General features: G+C 63.1%; 7 protein-coding genes and 1 pseudogene. 4 read left to right on the top strand and 4 right to left on the bottom strand.

The features are described 5' to 3' along the window. Window positions 1-129: 129 nt before the first annotated feature. The 4 genes from ABQY64_RS12720 (at window position 130) to ABQY64_RS12705 (ending at window position 10,912) form a co-directional block, all read left to right on the top strand. A complete protein-coding gene (locus tag ABQY64_RS12720; RefSeq protein WP_349779293.1) occupies window positions 130-2,487 on the top strand; it encodes a Tat pathway signal protein in 2,358 nt (785 codons plus the stop codon). Window positions 2,488-2,546: 59 nt separating this feature from the next. Continuing rightward, complete coding sequence (locus ABQY64_RS12715; protein WP_349779294.1) at window positions 2,547-4,916, top strand: DPP IV N-terminal domain-containing protein; 2,370 nt, start codon at window positions 2,547-2,549, stop codon at window positions 4,914-4,916. A 574-nt stretch (window positions 4,917-5,490) separates the two neighbouring features. Next, window positions 5,491-8,388, top strand: coding sequence for a TonB-dependent receptor (locus ABQY64_RS12710; protein WP_349779295.1), 2,898 nt, complete (start codon window positions 5,491-5,493; stop codon window positions 8,386-8,388). Between the two features lie 148 nt (window positions 8,389-8,536). Continuing rightward, complete coding sequence (locus ABQY64_RS12705; RefSeq protein WP_349779296.1) at window positions 8,537-10,912, top strand: beta-L-arabinofuranosidase domain-containing protein; 2,376 nt, start codon at window positions 8,537-8,539, stop codon at window positions 10,910-10,912. A gap of 209 nt (window positions 10,913-11,121) precedes the next feature. On the opposite strand, the pseudogene ABQY64_RS12700 reads toward ABQY64_RS12705, so the two are convergent. The 4 genes and pseudogenes from ABQY64_RS12700 to htpG form a co-directional block, all read right to left on the bottom strand. Further along, a pseudogene (locus tag ABQY64_RS12700) lies at window positions 11,122-11,416 on the bottom strand (SymE family type I addiction module toxin). 868 nt (window positions 11,417-12,284) lie between these two features. Further along, the gene (locus ABQY64_RS12695) at window positions 12,285-12,653 is read right to left on the bottom strand and encodes a DUF6869 domain-containing protein (protein ID WP_349779297.1); all 369 of its coding nucleotides are present in this window, start codon (window positions 12,651-12,653) and stop codon (window positions 12,285-12,287) included. Between the two features lie 4 nt (window positions 12,654-12,657). Beyond that, window positions 12,658-17,226 carry an RHS repeat-associated core domain-containing protein gene (locus ABQY64_RS12690; protein ID WP_349779408.1) on the bottom strand — a complete coding sequence of 1,523 codons (4,569 nt, stop codon included), beginning with the start codon at window positions 17,224-17,226 and terminating at the stop codon, window positions 12,658-12,660. Window positions 17,227-17,427: 201 nt separating this feature from the next. Further along, complete coding sequence (htpG, locus tag ABQY64_RS12685; protein ID WP_349779298.1) at window positions 17,428-19,332, bottom strand: molecular chaperone HtpG; 1,905 nt, start codon at window positions 19,330-19,332, stop codon at window positions 17,428-17,430. Window positions 19,333-19,345 lie beyond the last annotated feature (13 nt).

Raw genomic sequence — 19,345 nt, 5'->3', positions numbered from 1 at the left:
CGTTGCTGCGATGGCAGCGCAGCAACAGCTGCTTGTGTGCGGATTTCCGCATACGTGCCAGACAGCTGCCACAAGACGCAGGCCGCGCCGTCGCGCAGGATGTGGATGAGATCAACCGAGGGCGCGACGATGGACCGCAGAAGCTTTTTGCGTCAGGGCATGGCGGCAACCGCGGCGGTGGGCGCGGGTGCCGCGCTCGCGCTGCCGGGCACGTCGCACACCCCGGCGACGTTGCCGCCACCGGCGCTGCCGCGTCTTGAGGCGCTGCCGTCGGCCGCGCATGTGGGCAGCAAGCTGTGCAGTTTTGAACACCTGCAGCAGCAGTGGACCGTCTACGAGCATCTCGACAACCCGCAGGGCCAGCTGACGCTATGGACCGACAGCGGCATGCTGCGCCTGGACAAACGCACCGAGCCGGCCTATCCGGCCGAGGGCAAGCCGTACTTCGGGATGTCGCTGGCCGAGGTGGCGATGGCCGAGGCAGATCTGCTCGCCGACCGCCTGCTGCGCGATGGCGACCCGGACGAGGCGCAGGTGCGCGATGTCGCGCCGCCGCCGGCCTCGCTGCTCGACCCCAAGGACAATGGCGGGCGCTGGCCGTGGACCACCTTCGTCGGCACGCGCGAAAGCCTGGATACCATGCCGATCCTGCCCAACGGCCGCAGTCGCACCTCGCGGCCGGAACACGCCTTCGCCGAGTTGGGCGAAGAGGCGTTGATCAAACGGCGCGAGGAAGGCCTGCTGGGTGGCTGGATGCCGGCGGTACGCAAGGTGATGCGGCGCGAGGGCGAGGCCGATAGCTGGTACGACGTGCTGGTGTTCGCCGATGTGCGTGCCAGTGATCGCTTCGTGGTGCAGACCTGGCATCGCACGATGCACGTACGCGGCGGCGAGATCGTCGGCGTGCATTACACCCACAGCTATCCCGCGTTTGCACCGTCGCGCAAGCCGGCCACCGCTGAGCAGTTCTACGCGGGGTTGATCGATTTCGCCGCGTACTGGCAGCAGGCCCTGGATGGCACGGTGCAGGCGCAGCTGCCCGATGCCAGCTGGAACGACATGGCGCAGTTCGCCTTCGCACGCGAGCTGGTGGTGCGCCCCGGTGGCGATTATCCGAAGTACGGCGCGGTGGAGCGCGACTACTACGGCAACGAGTACGACGGTTTCCAGGACACCTTTACCAGCTCGTTCTACGCCAACCTGGAGTGGGGCCGCTTTGCGCAGGCCGCCGCGGTACTGGACAACTACTTCGACGACTTCGTGCAGGACGATGGCCTGCCGAACATGCGCGGACCGGAGGTCGGGCAGTTCGGGCTGACCCTGTCGCTGCTGGCGCGCTATCTGCGCTATACCGGCGATGCGGCGCGGCTGTGCCGCCTGCTGCCCAAGATCGCCGCCACCGCGCAGCTGCTGTGCGAGCTGCACGACCAGGCGCTGGCATTACCGCGCAACGCGCATGGCCATGGCCTGCTGCATGGATGGAACGAATCCGATGCCTGCCTGTTCCCCGACCCGTCGCTGTGGTGGAAACCGTATTACGCCAACAGCGCGCTGACGATACGCGGCTGGGAAGACATCGCCCAGGTCTGGAGCACGCTCGGTGGCGATGCCGGTCTGGCCACGCGATGGCAGCATCGCGCCAGGCAGTTGCGCGCGCGGCTGGAGGCCAGCCTGCGTGCCAACGTGCGCCGCGATCTGTCGCCGCCGTATATCGGCCCGCTGCCGGGCACCAAACTCACGTTTCGCCAGTCGCTGCTGCAGGAAAAGCCCAGCGAGCAGCAATGGCCGCACCGCGCGTATGCGGAATTGCTGCAGGCCGATGTGCTGCCCGATGACCTGGCCAACCTGGTGATCGATTGCCTGCGCGGCCATGGCGGCACCAGCATCGGCGTGGTGGCCAACATCGCGCCGCCGGAGCCGGGCAGCCGCGATCTGCTCGGCTTCATCTCTTACGGCTATGCGCAACAGCTGCTGCGGCTGGATCGCATCGAAGAGTATCTGTTGTTCGTCTATGCGCACCGCTACCAGGTGCATACCCGCGGCAGCTGGACCGCCGGCGAGGTCAGCGGCATCACCGGTGGCATGCCGCTGTTCTGCATCCCCGCGCAGATGACCATCCCGTTGCTGCTGCGCTGGATGCTGGTCAGCGACGACAGCGCAGGCGAGCAGTTGTTCCTTGCGCGTGCGCTGCCGCGCGCATGGCTGGCCAGTGGCGCTGCGATCGGCATCACCGCAGCGCCCACACGCTGGGGCAAGCTCACGCTGACACTGCGCACCGATGTGGCGGCAGGCCGCATCGATGCCGAGGTGCAACTGCCGGAACGGTCACCCAGGCACACCTGGCTGAGCCTGCGTGCGCCCAAGGGTAAGAAGCTCACCCGCGTGCTCCTCGACGGCAAGCCGGCGCGTCCACAAGGCCCGCATGCCGATCGTGTGGCATTGCCCGCCAGCACAGCGGCGGTGAAGGTGCAGGCCTGGTACGGGTGATGGCCCATTGGCGCAATGACCGTGCCAGCCATGACCACACCATCTCCGCGGATAAACGCATGAAGCCACTGCTGCATCACACCCAGACCTCCAGGCGGCGTAGCGTCGCAGCATGGTGCCTGAGCATCGCACTCTGGACGCTCTCGGCAAGCGCGGCGGCTGCATCCGTTGCACCCGTAGCAACCACGCCTGTGCCCACGCCCACACCGGCTCAGTATGTGCAGGCGATCGGTCTGGCCGATCACTATGCGTCGCTGGTCGACAGGCAACCGACGGCGCCGGTATGGATCGATGCGGGGCATTTCCTGTATCGGCGTGGCGTGGCACGTGCCGATCAGGCGCCGGCCATCGAATACCGCCTGGTGGATGCGGCCAGCGGCCGCAACACGCCGGCCTTCGATCATGCGCGGCTGGCGGCGGCCCTGACCCAGGCCGGTGCGCAAGCCATCGACGCCACGCAACTGCAGCTGGAGGAACCCACCCTGGATCGGCAGCGCCTGGGCTTCCAGCTGGCGAAGCTGGGCTGGCAGTGCGATCTGGCCCGCTATCAATGCGCGCATGTGCCCGAACGCGACGTGCAGGCCGAGTCGATGGACATGCGCCTGCCGCTCAAGCAGGGCAAGCGGCAGGCCAAGCTATCGCCGGATGGCCGCTGGCGCGCCTGGGTGGAGCAGGCCAATCTGGTGATCGCGCCGGTCGGTGGTGGCGAGCGCAGCGTGCTTAGCCGCGATGGCAGTGCCGATGATTACTACGCACTCGACAGCGTGGTGTGGTCGCCGGACTCGCAGCATCTGGCTGCGTATCGGGTCAAGGCGCCGCCGCCACGCATGGTCTATTACATCGAGTCGGCGCCGGCCGATCAGCTGCAGCCGAAGTTGCACCAGCAGGTCTATCCCAAGCCCGGCGATGCCTTGCCGGTGATGCAGCCGGTGTTGTTCGACATCGCCACGCGCACCGCGCATCCGGTGGCGATGACGTTGCTGCCCAATGCCTTCAGCCTGAGCGAGATGGTCTGGTGGAAGGACAGCCGCGCGCTCACCTTCGAATACAACGCGCGCGGGCACCAGCTGTATCGGGTGATTGAAGTTGACGCACGCACGGCTGACGCGCGCACCCTGATCGAAGAGACTTCGCCCACTTTCATCGAATACTCCGAACTCAGCGGAACCCACGAGGACGGCGGCAAGCATGCGCGGCGCGATCTGGCCGACGGCGCGCAGATCCTGTGGGCCTCCGAGCGCGATGGCTGGGAGCACGTGTATCTGTATGACGGCCACAGCGGTACGGTGATCCGCCAGGTCACGCAGGGCGACTGGGTGGTGCGCAAGCTCGACTACCTCGACGAGGGCGCAGGCCAGCTGTATTTCACCGCCTCCGGCATGCAGCCCGGCGAGGACCCGTATTACCGCCATGCCTATCGCATCGGTCTGGACGGCACCGGGCTCACTGCATTGACGCCGGCCGCCGCCGATCACCAGGTGAGTTATTCGCCGGATGGCAAATGGTATCTGGACCTGTACTCGCGCGTGGACCTGGGCCCGGTGCTGGAGCTGCGGCGCAGCGACGATGGCAGCCTGGCACGCACGGTGGAGCGCACCGATCTGAGCCGTCTGCAGGCTGCCGGCTGGCAGCCACCGTTGCCGTTCCACACCACCGGCCGCGATGGCAAGACCGAGATCTGGGGCGTGATCCAGCGCCCCACGCAGATGCGACCACAGCAGCGTTATCGCGTGATCGAATACATCTACGCCGGCCCGCAGGGGTCCTTCGTGCCCAAGACGTTCACCACCCGCATGTCAGCGCTGACCGCACTGGGATTTGCGGTCGCGCAGATCGATGGCATGGGCACCAACAATCGCTCGCGCGCGTTCCACGATGTGGCCTGGCGCAACCTCAAGGATGCGGGCCTGCCGGATCGCATCGCCTGGCACAAGGCCGCTGCCGCACAGTACCCGTGGTATGCCATCGACGGCGGCGTCGGTGTATACGGCACCTCGGCCGGTGGCCAGAACGCATTGGGTGCGCTGCTGTTCCATCCGGAATTCTATGTGGCGGGCGTGGCAAATTCCGGTTGCCACGACAACCGCATGGACAAGATCTGGTGGAACGAGCAATGGATGGGCTGGCCGGTCGGGCCGTGGTACGCCGAATCGTCGAACGTGGAAAACGCCGCGCGCCTGCAAGGGCATCTGCTGCTGGTCACCGGCGACATGGACATGAATGTCGATCCGGCCAGCACCTTCCAGGTGGCCGATCGGCTGATCAAGGCAGGCAAGGATTTCGATCTGCTGGTGGTGCCCGGCGGCGATCATGGCGCCGGTGGCGATTATGGCAAGCGCCGCCTGCTGGATTTCTTCCTGCGCTGGATGCAGCAAGCGCCAACACCGGACTGGAACCACGACCAGGCCGCGACGACGCAGGTGCCATGATCCGTGTGGCCGGGTCTGCCGGCCGACCGTTCGACTGCAGTGCCTAGACCACGGCCGCTGAAACAGGGCGGGCAGGGCAGTGCACGCTGATTGCCGTGATCGCGCTGCTGCATGCATGCGCAGTGCTCGATTTCTAGATCGACTGCCATCGCACATGCTTGCAAGCGATACATCGCCTCGGGCGTCTCGCCCATCGTCTTGCGCATGATGTCCAGCTGCAGACGTTGCTGCAGAGTGCAACGTCAAGGCAGGCTGGTTCATTTGCGAACCATGCAGTTTTCCGCATGCGCTGTCGTCAAATGCGACAAGACGTAGCGCGTGCGCACAGGCACATTGTGACCAGCTGATGAAACTGGAGCGCATGGGCGCCTCCGGTGCGGAACCAACACCCTTTTGACAACACGCGCTGCTGCGTGGTCGTGCGCGTCGCAGGTTGTTTGCATGTCTGCAGCACAGCGCTGGCGAGAAGCTTCGTCGCGTGCGCGTCTGCCATCCCTCTTGCCCTGCGCTGGTGTCCGCCGGCACGGGTGTGTGTTGCCCATCGTTTGTCTGCCATACGAATCAGGAGCCTTGCATGCCGATGCCGCTGTTGCCTTTCTCCCGGACCTCCGGCACGCCCACGCGCCCGGTGCCGAGCATGCTCAGCGCCGCATTGCTGCTGGCGCTGTCTGCAGGTGTCAGCGCACCGGTGTCTGCGCAGCAGGCCGGCGGCAGTAGTGATGCGCCGCAAACGCTGGACAGCGTGGTCGTCACCGGCTCGCGTCTGCGCCGCGTGGATACCGAAACCGCCAACCCGGTGGTCACGGTCAGCCAGGAACAGATTGCTGCGACCGGCAAGGCTACGGTCGGCGATCTGCTGCAGGAGCTGCCGTCGATCGCCGGCAACGCCACCAATCCGTACACCAACAACGGAGGCGGCACCGGTGCGTCGGCCATTTCGCTGCGCGGTCTCGGCGACAAGCGCACCTTGGTGCTGGTCAACGGTATTCGACTGGCCTACAACGACGTCAACGCGATTCCGTCCAGCATGATCGAGCGCATCGAAGTGCTCAGCGACGGCGCCTCTGCGGTGTACGGCTCCGACGCCATCGGCGGCGTGGTCAATTTCATCCTGCGCAGCCAGTTTGATGGTGTGCAGTTCAGCAGCGACTTCGGCACCAGCAGCGAAGGCGACGGCAACCGGCGCAACTTCACCCTGACCACCGGCAAGACCTGGGAGCGTGGCAGCCTGATCGGCGGCCTGTCGTACCACAACATCGATCCAGTCTCGGCAGCGGCGCGCGACTATTCCAAAGACGCGCTTGCGTTGACCAACGGGCAACCGGTGAAGCAGGGCTCGTCCGCAACGCCCACCGGCACCGTGAATTTCAACGATGGCTCGGATCAGTCCACGCAGCTTGCGCAGGCCAACGGCTGCGGGCGTGTCACCCTCAACAGCGGCGTGAGCGGTCGCGCCGACCCGGGCGATTTCCACTGTTACAACGCCAGTGCCGACTCCTACAACTACCAGCCGTTCAACCTGTTGCAGACCCCGCAAAAGCGCACCAATGCGTTTTTGCTGGGCACCTATCGTTTCACCGACAACGTCGAGGGCTACGTCAACACCTGGTTCAGTAAAACCGAATCCGCCTCGATCATTGCGCCGATCCCGATCTTCTCCAACGGCGACAACATCCTGGTGTCGTCGCAGAGTTACTACAACCCGTTCGGCGTGAACTTCGGCACCGATCGCAGCACTGGCACCTCCTACAACGACCTCAACACGCGCGCCACCGTGTTGGGCAATCGCAGCTATCAATACAACACCTACAACTTCCAGATCAGCCCCGGTTTGCGCGGCCGCTTCGGCGACAGTTCCTGGCAGTGGGATGCCACCTTCAACTACGGCAAGGTCAAACAGAAGTCGATCAACAACGGCTTTCTGGACTATGCCGCGTTCAATCAGGCCATTGGCCCCTCGTTCCTGGACGGCGATGGCGTGGTCAAGTGCGGCAGCGCGGGCGCGGCGATCGCCGGCTGCACACCGCTGAACTTCTTCAACCTCAATGACAGCGCCAACCTGTCCGCGCTGCAGGGCATGGTGGTCAACCCCATCGTGACCAGCGTCTACACGGTCAAGCAATTCGAGGCCAATGCCAACGGCTCGCTGTTTGAACTGCCGGCCGGCACGGTCAGCCTGGCGACCGGCGTCTCCTATCGCAAGGAGCGTTCTACCACTGCCTCCGACCCGCTATGGACCGGCGATGAAGACGGCCTGTGCGGGGTGATCGAATTCTGTTCGTCCACCCTGGCCGGCAGTTTCGACGTCAAGGAGGCCTATGCCGAAGCGCTGTTTCCGCTGCTGAAGGACCTGCCCGGCATCAACGCCTTGAACGTCACGCTGGGCACGCGCTTTTCCGACTTCAGCTCGGTCGGCAGCAAGACCAACAGCAAGGTGTCGCTGGAATATCGCCCGATCGAGAACCTGCTGATCCGCGGCACGGTGTCGGAGGTGTTCCGCGCGCCCAACATCAACGAGCTGTACGCCGGCGTGGCCGGCGATGCGGCCACCGTCAACGACCCGTGCAATGGCTACACCGGTGGCAATAGCGTGGCCTGCGCCAGTGTGCCCACCGATGGCAGCTACCAGCAATCCGATGGACAGGTGTCGGGCAAGGTGTCCGGCGCAGCAGTGGCCGGGTACCAGCTCAAGCCGGAAACCGGCAAGTCCTACGACGTGGGACTGGTGTACGACCCGCAGTGGATCGATGGGCTGTCACTGAGCGCGGACTGGTGGCGCATCGATCTGGAAGACACCATCACCACGGTGTCGGCGCAGACCGTGCTCAATCAATGCTTCGCCAACCCGGCCAGCTCCTTCTGCGCGCTGATCCATCGCAACGGCAACGGCACCATCAATTACATCGCCGAACCCACCGTCAACCTTGGCAAGCTGTGGGCCAAGGGCATGGACTTCAACCTGACCTACCGCGCACCGCCCACCGCGTGGGGCAATCTCAGCGCCGGGCTCAACGGCACCTATCTCACCCGTTACGACGTGCTGCCCGATACCACCGACCCCAGCTCGGTCACCATCCACAACGTCGGCCGCTACACCCAGGCCTACGGCAACTTCCCGCGCTGGCGTGCGCTGGGCACGGTGAACTGGGCGTTGGATGACTGGAGCGCCACCTGGCGCATCCGTTATGTGGGGCACACCGCCATCGGCAATTCGGATCCGGACCAGAGCCTGTCGGCCGATTCCAGCGAGCCGATGGTGGTGCGCAAGATCGGCGCCTACGTCTACAACAACCTGCAGCTCGGCTACAACGTCGAGCCGTGGCATACGCGCTTCGAAGTGGGCGTGGACAATATCGCCAACAAGCAGCCGCCGTTGTATTACTCCAACAACGTCGGCAACGCCAATACCGATGTGGCCACCTACGATCTGCTCGGTCGCTTCTACTGGGCGCGTGCCACGGTGAAGTTCTGATCGGGCCGGTGTATCGCGGTGGCCTGCGGCCAGATGCCATCGGTCGCGGGCGTCATGCGTATGCACGCGTGTGTTGTCGCGATTGCATAGGCGGTTGTTGCAATGGCGTGCGCGGTCTGTGCGCGCCGACAGGAGCTAAGCTGAGCCCATGACCGAGACGTATCCGAGCGAATTGCCCAACGACCACGCGCCGAGCCTGTCGCGGCGGCGCTTTCTGGCCTGGAGCAGCCTGGCGGTTGCCGCAGGTTTGCTGCGCTTTCCGGCCCAGGCCAGTGCCGCACAACCCGGCAGCGTGCGTGCGGTGCCGCTGGCACAGGTGCGGCTCACACCGTCGTTGTTCCTGGATGCGCTGCACACCAACCGTCGTTACCTGATGCGGCTGGAGCCGGACCGGCTGTTGCACAACTTCGTGCTGTACGCCGGCCTCGATCCCAAGGCGCCTGCATACGGCGGCTGGGAGGCGGACACCATTGCCGGGCATACGCTCGGTCACTATCTCAGCGCACTGGCACTGATGCATGCACAGACCGGCGATGCGCAATGCCGCACGCGCGCCGGGTATCTGGTCGCAGAGCTAGCACGCTGCCAGGTGCATGCAGGCGATGGTTATGTGGCTGGCTTCACCCGAAAGAATGCAGCAGGGAAGATCGAAAGCGGCCGCGCGGTGTTCGATGAGCTCAGGCGCGGCAAGATCGACCCGGCGCCGTTCTACCTCAACGGTAGCTGGGCACCGCTGTACACCTGGCACAAGTTGTTTGCCGGCCTGCTCGACGTGCACGCGCATTGCGACAACGCGCAGGCGTTGCAGGTGGCGGTGGGCCTGGCCGGCTATCTGCAAGGCATCTTCGCCGCACTCGACGACGCGCAGCTGCAGAAGGTGCTGTCGTGCGAATTCGGTGGTCTCAACGAATCCTTCGTCGAGCTGCATGTGCGGACCGGCGATGTGCAATGGCTTGCACTGGCGCAGCGCCTGCACCATCACGCCGTGCTAGATCCGCTTATCGCCCAACGCGACGAGCTGGTGCACCAGCATTCCAATACCAATATTCCCAAGCTGATCGGCCTGGCACGCGAGTACGAAGTCACCGGCGATGCCGCCTCGGGCGCGGCAGCGCGTTTCTTCTGGCACACCGTCACCGCCCACCATACCTACGTGATCGGCGGCAATGGCGACCGCGAGTATTTCCAGCAGCCGGACAGCATTTCGAAGTTTGTCACCGAGCAGACCTGCGAGCACTGCGCCAGCTACAACATGCTCAAGCTCACCCGGCATCTGTACCGGTGGGGCCCGCAGGCCGAGTTCTTCGATTACTACGAGCGCACGCTGCTCAACCACGTGATGGCGCAGCAGCATCCGCGCACCGGCATGTTCACCTACATGACACCGATGCTGGCCGGCGAAGCGCGCGCCTGGTCGTCGCCGTTCGACGATTTCTGGTGCTGCGTCGGCAGCGGCATGGAGGCGCATGCCCAGTTCGGCGATTCGATCTACTGGCAGGACGGGCAGGGCGTTTACGTCAATCTGTATGTGCCCTCCAGCGTGCGCGATGCCGCCGGGCTGGACATGACCCTGCGCAGCACGATGCCGGAGCAGGGCAGCGCCTCGCTACGCATCGACGCCGCGCCGGCCGAGCAACGCATGGTCGCACTGCGCGTGCCTGGCTGGGCGCAGTCGCCGAGGCTGCAGCTCAATGGCCAGTTGGTCGATGCTACCGTCAATGAAGGCTACCTGCGCCTCACCCGCGTCTGGCGCGCGGGCGACACGCTCACGCTGTCGTTCGAGATGCCGCTGCGCCTGGAAGCCACGCCGGACGACCCGGCCTGGGTCTCGGTGCTGCGCGGGCCGCTGGTGCTGGCGGCCGACCTAGGCGATGCGGCAAAACCCTGGTCGGGCAAGACCCTGGCGTTGATCGGCGGCGATGAGGTCTTGCGGCGCCTGCAGCCGGTGGCGGGCCAGACCGCTTTCGACTACCGCCACGGCGACCAGCTGTGGCGCTTCTCGCCGTTCTACGCGCAGTTCGATCGCCGCAGCGCGCCCTACCTGGAGCATCGCGACGCCGCTGCATGGCAGCAGCATCAAGCCGAGCAGGCCGCAGCAGACGCGAAACAACACGCGCTCGACACGCGCGCACTGGACCGCATTGCCCTGGGCGATGAAGCATCCGAAAAGGCTCATGGCCTGCACAGCGAAAGCTCCTACGCACTGAGCTACCGCCGCCGTGCCGGCCGCGACGCCCGCACCGGCGGTTTCATCGCCTTCACCCTGCGCAACACCACCCAGGCCAGGATCCTGCGCCTGCGCTACTGGGGCGACGAAACCCGCCGCCGCTTCCGCATCCTCGCCGACGGCGAACTCATCGCCAACGAACGCCTGGACGGCAACCGCGGCCTGGATTTCGTCGACGTGGATTACGCCTTGCCTGCAGCAGTGGCAGACCGCGCCACCTTGCAAATCCGCATCGAGCCGGAGACCGGCTATTCGGCCGGACCAGCGTTCGGGTGCTGGGTGCTGGAGTCGGCGTGAGCGCCGAAGTCTGCGCGCTGTCGATCTTGCTGCAGCGTGTCTTGTAGAGGGGGAAGTCCTACGACCAGACGGCGCAAGCGCACACCAATTCAGCACAAACTTTCCGGCGCGCAAAAACAAAGTCCCTCTCCCCTCGAGAGAGGGGAGAGGGTGAGGGTACGGAGCGAAGCCTAGTGGCGTCCAATCGCACGGAGACTCGCCTTTCAGCGTCACCGTATGGAATCTTCCGCCACCGTCACCACCAGTTCGCCATTACGCGCAGTGATCTGCAGCTTGCGTCCAACCGCAAACCCTAACTGCTCCAGCCACAGCCCGCGCAAGCGCACACTGGGGATGCGCTGGCTATGCGGCCGGCCGGGTTCTGCATCGTAGAACGCATAGTGCAGCGTGTGGGCGTGCGTGCCTTGCGCGGTGGCCGCGGCGGCAGATCGTCCACGCGGCGCTTGGGGCGGCGGTAGAAGTTGGGGGTGTCCACATCGAACGTGGGCAGGGCACCAGCGGCATGGGTTGCGCGTCCTTTACCGGCGTAGCTGCCCGCTTGGCGGGACCGGTGCGTTTGGCGTTCGGTTTGGACCGCTTGGCGGTTGGAGACTGCGTCCGGCTCATCGTCTCACCTTCGCCAGCACCATGTAGCGACGATACTCACCCATCTGCACTATCGACACATTTGCCATGACAACGCGTCCTACGAAGAACAGGCACCGTCGCCGGCCGGCGACGGGATGTCGGGAGGTTAGAAACCGCTAGTAGTCGGCGGGCGTATTCCTCCCGAAGGAGTGTTGTATTAGCGCCCTCCCGACGTAGGCATCGCGTCGGTTTGTACCAGCAGGCAGGCACAAAAAACCCACCGGTTTGACGGAGGTGGGTACCGCTATGCACGGAGTTTCTACGCTCCTTGAGGCAGATGTTGCTACTGGTCTTGTGGAATGTCGCCTGCTCTGGGTCATTCAGATAGCCGTGTCAGTCATGCCTGGGAATGGAAAAGTCGGAAGTAAGAAGGCAAACTAACATTAATTTTGCTCAGAGATTGAATGATAACGCCCAGGTTATTTTAGGCTGGTCTGAATGTTCTCTTGTTGCCCGCCGCAAGAGATTCAATCCATTACATAAGTCCTTCAGTACAAATAAAGCAAGTTGCGACCATTATTTAGGAAAAACGTAAATAAATCATTTTCTAGTGTTCCCGAGATTGTTTTTTAAATCATTTATCTTGCGCTCATGCCTAAAGTCGACGTCATTGCACCGGTGCCAACGCGGATGCTGCTGGGTAATGATTGCATTCGTTAATCTTCTTGCTATTGTTAATCTAGGTTGAAGTGGTGATTGATCTGGCAATTATTGCTGAATAAATTCAATGGATTTATATCAATTGTCACTTCTGGGATCTGATCTCCATGATTCTTGACCAGGTTGCGTTGTCGCTACTTTCCCAAACTGCATCAAGCATTTTCCTGAAAACCGAATTTCGCTCAGCTTCAACTTCTATTTGATCGATAAAGCGATTGCCATGGGAGTCAATTAAATCTTCAAGCGGGCCAGCGCCCGCAATACTGATGACGCCTTCCGGTGGATTGCATCGGCTTATTTCCACAAGAACTTCCCAGCAGGCTTCTGGCTTCGATTCCATTAGTTCGAAAAATAGGTCTACAGCCCACCAAAGTGGATCTTCGGTATTGGTGATCTGGCGCTTCTGTGCCTCAATGTAAGTCTGAGCCCAGCGTTGAATTTCATTGGGTTTCATGACTTTAAAAGCCTGGTGCGTTTAAGTTGGCGACGCGTTCCCATTCGCCATACTCGGCTGGTAATGGCTTGCAGTACATTCGCACCCTTCTTAGGGCGTCGCGCAGGCGCGCTTGCAATTGAATTATTGCCTGTAAGTGGCCAGGGTCGCGACCCCTAGTCCCACCGGTTTGAAATTGAGGGATTCTTTTTGTGATCAGTTTAAAATAGGCGTTTCGTGCATCTGTCTTTGCTTTTTCGCAGAGCTCGTCATTGTTCTCAGGGCATAGTGCGTTGGCTATTGTGAGCGACTGATCAAGCAAGGAAAAACCAGGTGTTGTCTTGGAAATTTGATAAAGTCCGCCAAGCATTCCTGCTGCGGTCGGCTCCGGTAGACGCGGGCCGCCAAAGTCATCCATGCCATTTTCTCCTTCTCCGAATCCTGGAGGTCCGATGGGAAGCGGCATAGGAAGAGGAATAGCTTGCAGCCCGTTATGATCTACGCTGCTTAGAGGTCTAGAGCTGACATAGGCGTAGGAACTCAATCCACCTTCTAGGCCAATCGGATCACTTTGCCCATACCGCCCGGTCGTGGGGTCATAGTCCCGGAAGTAGTTCTGATTCAATCCACTCGCCGCATCAAACCGCTGCCCCGGGAACCGCATATCCAACACCAGCGCCGCACCATCGCCATCCGGATCCTGATTCGGCGCGGTGTTGCCGAAGGCTTCGCCCTTCAAGCTCCACGTCCACACCGCCACATCGCGGGTGGGGTCGATCACCACGCGCGGGCTGCCCAGGTGGTCCGGTTCGATGTAATGCAGCGTGTTGGCGCTGGCCAGCAGGCCGACCGGTAGATCGTCCAGCCAGATTGCCTGCTGCTTGGGCGCGCCGTTGTTGTCGTAGTCGCCCAGCCAATGGCCGGCTTCATCGTAGAGCGTGTAGGTGTTGGTGGTGCCTAAGAAGCGGCGCGCCTGCTCGCCACGGCCGTTGTAGCGGTAGTTCATGGTCACCGCGCCGGCGCGGCGGGCCTGGGTCATGCGGCCGGTGGTGTCGTAGGTGTACTGGCGCGCGGTGCCGCCGATGGCGGTGGTGTTGCCGGTGGCGTCGTAATTGCGGGCCACGCCAGCCACGGCGCTGAGGCGATGGCTGTCGGTCGGGTAGGTGTAGGCCTGCGTGGCCGTGCCGACCTTGGCGCTGAGGCGGTTGCCGGTAGCGTCGTAGCTGTAGCCATCGATCAGGGTGCCGGTACGGCCGTCCTTGAGGCCGGTCAGACGGCCCAGGGTGTCGTAACCAAGTCCGATCTCCGGCGTGGAATTACCAGCGGGGGTCAGTGCGGTGAGATTGCCAACCGGGTCGAAGCCGAAGCCCACTTCCAGCCCGCCCGGGCGGATGTCCTGGATCGCCTGCGGGCGGTAGTCCAGATCGTACTGGCGGGCGAGGGTGCGGCCATTGCCGTAGGTCCAGCCAGCGGCTGGGCCGAACGGGTAGTAGCTGGCATTGCCCAGCAGCACTTGCCGGCTGCCGCCGGCCGGGGCTACGCCGACCTCGGTGGTCTGGCCCTGCGCGTTGCGCACGTAATCGACCACTGCACCGTCGGGATAGGTCATGCGGCGCAACTGGCCGCCGACGGTGTAGTCGTAGCGCAGCACCAGCGCCTTGCCGTTGCTGGTCTGCACCTTGCGCACCAGATCGCCGAAGCGGTTGTAGCAGTACTGGGTGATGGCGCCGCCGTCCTGCATCTTGGTCAGGCGGCCGATAGAGAAGGTCTCCCCGCTCGTGCAGACCGTCTGCGTCACGTCGTAGGTGTACGTCACGTTGAGGCTGGTGGTTGGGTAGGTGACCTTGGTCAAGCGATTGAGCGCGTCGTAGCCGTAGCCGGTGGTGTTGCCGCGCGCATCTGTCTGGGTGGCACGGTTGCCGGCGCTGTCGTAGGTGTAGCTGGTGACGCCGGTGTCCGGGCTGGTGAGCTTCACCAGATCGCCAAAGCCGTTGTACTCGTATTTGGTATCCAGGCCCTTGGGGTCGGTGACCTTGGTGAGGTTGTCCAGCGCGTCGTAGTCGAAGGTGGTGTTGGCCTTGATGCCGGCCACATCCTGCAGCGTGCGCGACAGGCGATTGAGCGGGTCGTACTCGCTCTGCGTCGCGGTTGCCAGCGCATCGGTCACCTTGGTGGCGTTGCCGTTGGCGTCGTACTCGAAATCGGTGGGGTCGCTGCCCGCAGTGGCCTGCGTCTTGAGTTGGCCAAGCTGGTTATAGACGCGCGAGAGCGTGCGCTTCAACGTACCGGCCGCGTCCTGGGTGTCTTCCTTGACGCGATTGCCGGCATTGTCCAACGTGTAGTGGACGGTGTTGCCCGCGTTATTGGTGATATCGGTCAGCCGATGCGCCGCATCGTAGGTGAAGGCTGTGAGCGCGCCATCGGGCTGGGTGACCTGCTTGACCAGACCGGTGGGCCAGTAGTCGATGCGGGTGATGCGGTCATCGGCCTCGCTGGACGCATCGCTTCCGCGCACCTTGCTGGCGGTCAGCCAACCGCGCGGGTGATAGGTGTAGTCGGTGACGATGCCGTTGGTGTCCTTGATGGACAGCGGGCGGCCGGCGCCGTCGTAGGCGAGGTATTCGTTGACCTGGCCGAGGGCGTTGGTGACTTTCCATAGGTCGCCTTTGCGATGCGCACAGGTCGTTGGTATTGCAGCGCAGCTCGCATCATCGCTGAGGTAGTAGCTGTAGCGCGTGCTGTCGGCGATATCGCTGCGCGGACCATCGCTGGAGAGCAGTACACCCGCCAGCGGACAGGCGCCGGTGGCGATATCGGCTTCTTCGCAATAACGTTGCGTAACGACCCGGGATGGACTTCCAGCTGGGTCGAGTTGCGAGATGGTCAGTGCCTGGCCTCTGGCGTTGTAGGTCCAGGTTGTCCTGGCCACCAGCGCACTGGCGGCGTCATAGCTGCGGCGGTCTACAGGTTGACGCAAGCTGGCGTGCCAATCGGTTTGTACCGTGCGCTTGCGGCCGGCCGTATCGTTGGCGGCATCAATCTTGCTGGTCAGGAGACCGCGATAGTTGTAAGTCCAGTCGGTGGAGACGCCGGCAAAATCGACTTCCAGATCGGGATAGCCATTCCCGTCATAGCTGCGGGACTGGAACGATGCGCTCGTGCATTCCGGGCACAGCCCCTGGACTGCGACCACCTTGGCCTGGCCGAGCTTGGACAGGCCAGTACGCGTGATGGTGTTTCCTGATGGCGTGGTGACGGTAGAGGCGGCGCCTGCATAGGCGATCGTGAATTGGTCGATCGCTCCTGCCGGATTGCCATACACGCTGCGGGTCACACGTTTTTGCGCATCGTAGCTCCATGACGCATAGACCTGGCCTTGTGCATCGCGATGTGTCGTCAGCGCATCCGGAAAGCGTGAATCGGCATATCCATAACTGGCCACCGTCGAGGAGGCCGATGCTCCTGCCGCCTGCAAGGCCACCGAGCTCAAGCGCCCTTGGGTGTCATAGCCATAACCGAGGGTTGCACCATCGGGTAGCGTAACCTGGGCGACCCTGCCGGCTTGGTAGGCAAACACGATCTGCCGGCCGCGCAGGTCTCGCACCGACTGCAATTGCGTGCCGGCATAGGTCAACGTCAGTCGCTCGCCATCCGGATAGGCCATGCCGGTCAGTTTGCCGTCGGGGCCGAAGGTTTCTTGCGTATCGTCTGCAGTGGTGACTTGCCAGCCGGTCCGCACACCGTTGTCGAGGAGTGCGGTCAGCACTTCGCGCACGTCCCAGTCGGGCGTCCAGGTCCCGTTGGCAGACTTCTTGAAGGTGTAGAAATTGCCGCTGGGACGGGTCAGGACCACGGTTGCTGCATCGGCCACCGTCAACGCACGTGCGTAGCTATGCCGCCATGTGGAACCGAGCGCGGTAACGGGCTGCAAGCCAGCTGCGCTGCTGTAATAGCGTACGAACTCCAGATGTCCAACCGGGGCGCGGTAATCGACTGCGGTTTCGAGTTTGGCCCCGGTGAACACGTTCGCGGGGTTGCCGGCCGTGGTCGGCCCGGTGGTGGCGTCGCAACAGCCGTTGTTCTTGCCGGGATCGATCGGAGGAGGAGATGCGCAGACTGCGCCGTTGGGCGTGGCGACTGGCCGGCTGCCGTTGCTGCCGACGGTGTACTCGCAGCCTTGTTGGCAGACTTTGCCGGTGCTGCCGGCTGCGGGGGAGATGGATGGGCGAGCGGTGCAGGTTGAGGCGTAGAAGCTGCTGTCTAAGGTCGAAATCCAGGTGTAGTTATCAAACGCGCGATAGCATTCGACGACTGCTTCGTAACGCTGATCAAATGTTCGATCGTTTACTTTTCCACTGTGGATATTTATCCCTCCAGAGATGCAGGTCGCTTCGTTGCCTTCCCTCAAAGCATTGAGATATGCCTGTCCTTGATCACATAGGCTGGTGCCCGCATTGCACAAAGCCGAGTCTCCAGCATAGGCCTTTGGCATTGTGGAAATGACAGAAAAAAACGTCACAGCGATGACGAGCAGCAATCCAAACCAAGTGCCGCCGAGATTTTTTCTGGCCGCTCGCTGCGCAAGTTCCTTCATCGCATTTACTTTCCTTGTAGTTTGATTTTTATGTGCGCCGCTATAGTGAAACTTGCGTGAGCGAAGCATACGGGCTGCTGTATCCGTTCGCCAAGCACCCTGGATGTAAGCGCGCCCTCCCCAACTGGCGCGGTAGCTGAGCCCAAACGCAAAGACCGGCGTAATCGCCGGTCTTTGCTCATTACCTCATCATTGCAGCGCTTACGCCGACAACTCCAACAACAACTTGTTCAACCGCTTCACATACCCGGCCGGATCCTTGAGGCTGTCGCCCGCCGCCAGCGCCGCCTGGTCAAACAGCACCCGGCTCAGATCGCCGAAGCGGTCCATGTCGGCTTCCGCATCCAGCTTTTCGATCAGCGGGTGGGCGGGGTTGAATTCGAACACCGGCTTGGACTCAGGCACGGCCTGGCCGCTGGCTTCCAGTAGCTGACGCATCTGCAGGCCCAGGTCGCCCTGGCCGATGGCCAGGATTGCCGGGGAATCGGTCAGGCGGTGCGAGACGCGTACTTCGGCCACGTCGTCGCCCAGGGCGGCCTTGATGCGCGAGGCCAGGCCTTCCTTGGATTTGGCCACTTCTTCCTGCGCCTTCTTGTCTTCTTCCGAATCCAGCTTGCCCAGGTCCAGGTCGCCGCGTGCCACGTCCACAAACGACTTGCCGTCGAACTCGGTGAGGTAGCTCATCAGCCACTCGTCGATGCGGTCGGTGAGCAGCAGTACTTCGATGCCCTTCTTGCGGAAGACTTCCAGGTGCGGGCTGTCCTTGATCTGCGCGTAGCTCTCGCCGGTGAGGTAGTACAGCTTGTCCTGGCCCTCGGCCAGACGACCCACGTAATCGGCCAGGCCCACGCTCTGCGCGCCGGTGGTGTCATGCGTGGAGGAGAAGCGCAGCAGGCCGGCGATCTTTTCGCGGTTTGCATAATCCTCGGCCGGGCCTTCCTTCAACGCCTGGCCGAAGTTGCGCCAGAACGTTGCATAGTCGTCCGGCTTGTCCTTGGCCAGCTTCTCCAGCATGTCCAGCGAGCGCTTGGTCAGCGCCGACTTCATCGAGTCGACCACCGGGCCGGACTGCAGGATCTCGCGCGACACATTGAGCGACAGGTCGGACGAATCCACCACGCCCTTGATGAAACGCAGGTACAGCGGCAGGAACTGCTCGGCCTGGTCCATGATGAAAACGCGCTGCACGTACAGCTTCAGGCCCTTGGCCGAATCGCGGTGATACAGGTCGAACGGGGCGCGGCCGGGCACGAACAGCAGCGAGGTGTACTCCAGCTTGCCTTCGACCTTGTTGTGGCTCCACGACAGCGGGTTGCCGGCATCGTGCGCGACGTGCTTGTAGAACTCCTGATATTCCTCGTCCTTGATCTCGGACTTGGGCCGCGTCCACAGCGCGCTGGCGCGGTTGACCGCTTCCCACTCCGGCTCGGTAGGCGCGTCGGCCTGTTCGCCATGGTGCTCCTTGCGCATCTCGATCGGCAGGCCGATGTGGTCGGAGTATTTCTTGAGGATGCCGCGCAGCGTCCAGCCGTCGGCAAAGCTGTCTTCGCCGTCCTTCAGGTGCAGCACGATGCGGGTGCCGCGCTCGGGCTTGTCGACGCTGGCGACCTCGAACTCGCCTTCGCCACGCGAAGACCAGTGCACGCCCTCGTTGGCAGGCAGGCCGGCGCGGCGCGAGTACACGTCCACCTGGTCGGCGACGATGAAGGCACTGTAGAAGCCCACGCCGAACTGGCCGATCAGGTTGGCGTCCTTCTTCTGGTCGCCGCTGAGGTGCTTGAGGAAGTCGGCGGTGCCGGACTTGGCGATGGTACCCAGATGCGAGACCGCATCCTCGCGGCTCATGCCGATGCCGTTGTCGTCGATAGTGACGGTGCGCGCGTCCTTGTCGTAGTCCACGCGGATGCGCAGCTCGCCGCCGCCTTCCAGCAGCTCCGGCTTCACCAGTGCCTCGAAACGCAGCTTGTCGGCGGCGTCGGCGGCATTGGAGACCAGCTCGCGCAGGAAGATTTCCTTGTTCGAGTACAACGAGTGGATCATCAGCTGCAGCAGCTGCTTGACCTCGGTCTGGAAGCCAAGCGTCTGCTTGTCGGTATCAACGGTCATTGGGGTCGTGCTC

It is taken from the genome of Xanthomonas sp. WHRI 7065 (assembly GCF_040203115.2).
GTDB lineage: Bacteria > Pseudomonadota > Gammaproteobacteria > Xanthomonadales > Xanthomonadaceae > Xanthomonas > Xanthomonas arboricola.
Note: the sequence above shows the minus strand (reverse complement) of the source record. Positions and strands in the feature narration are given on the sequence as shown.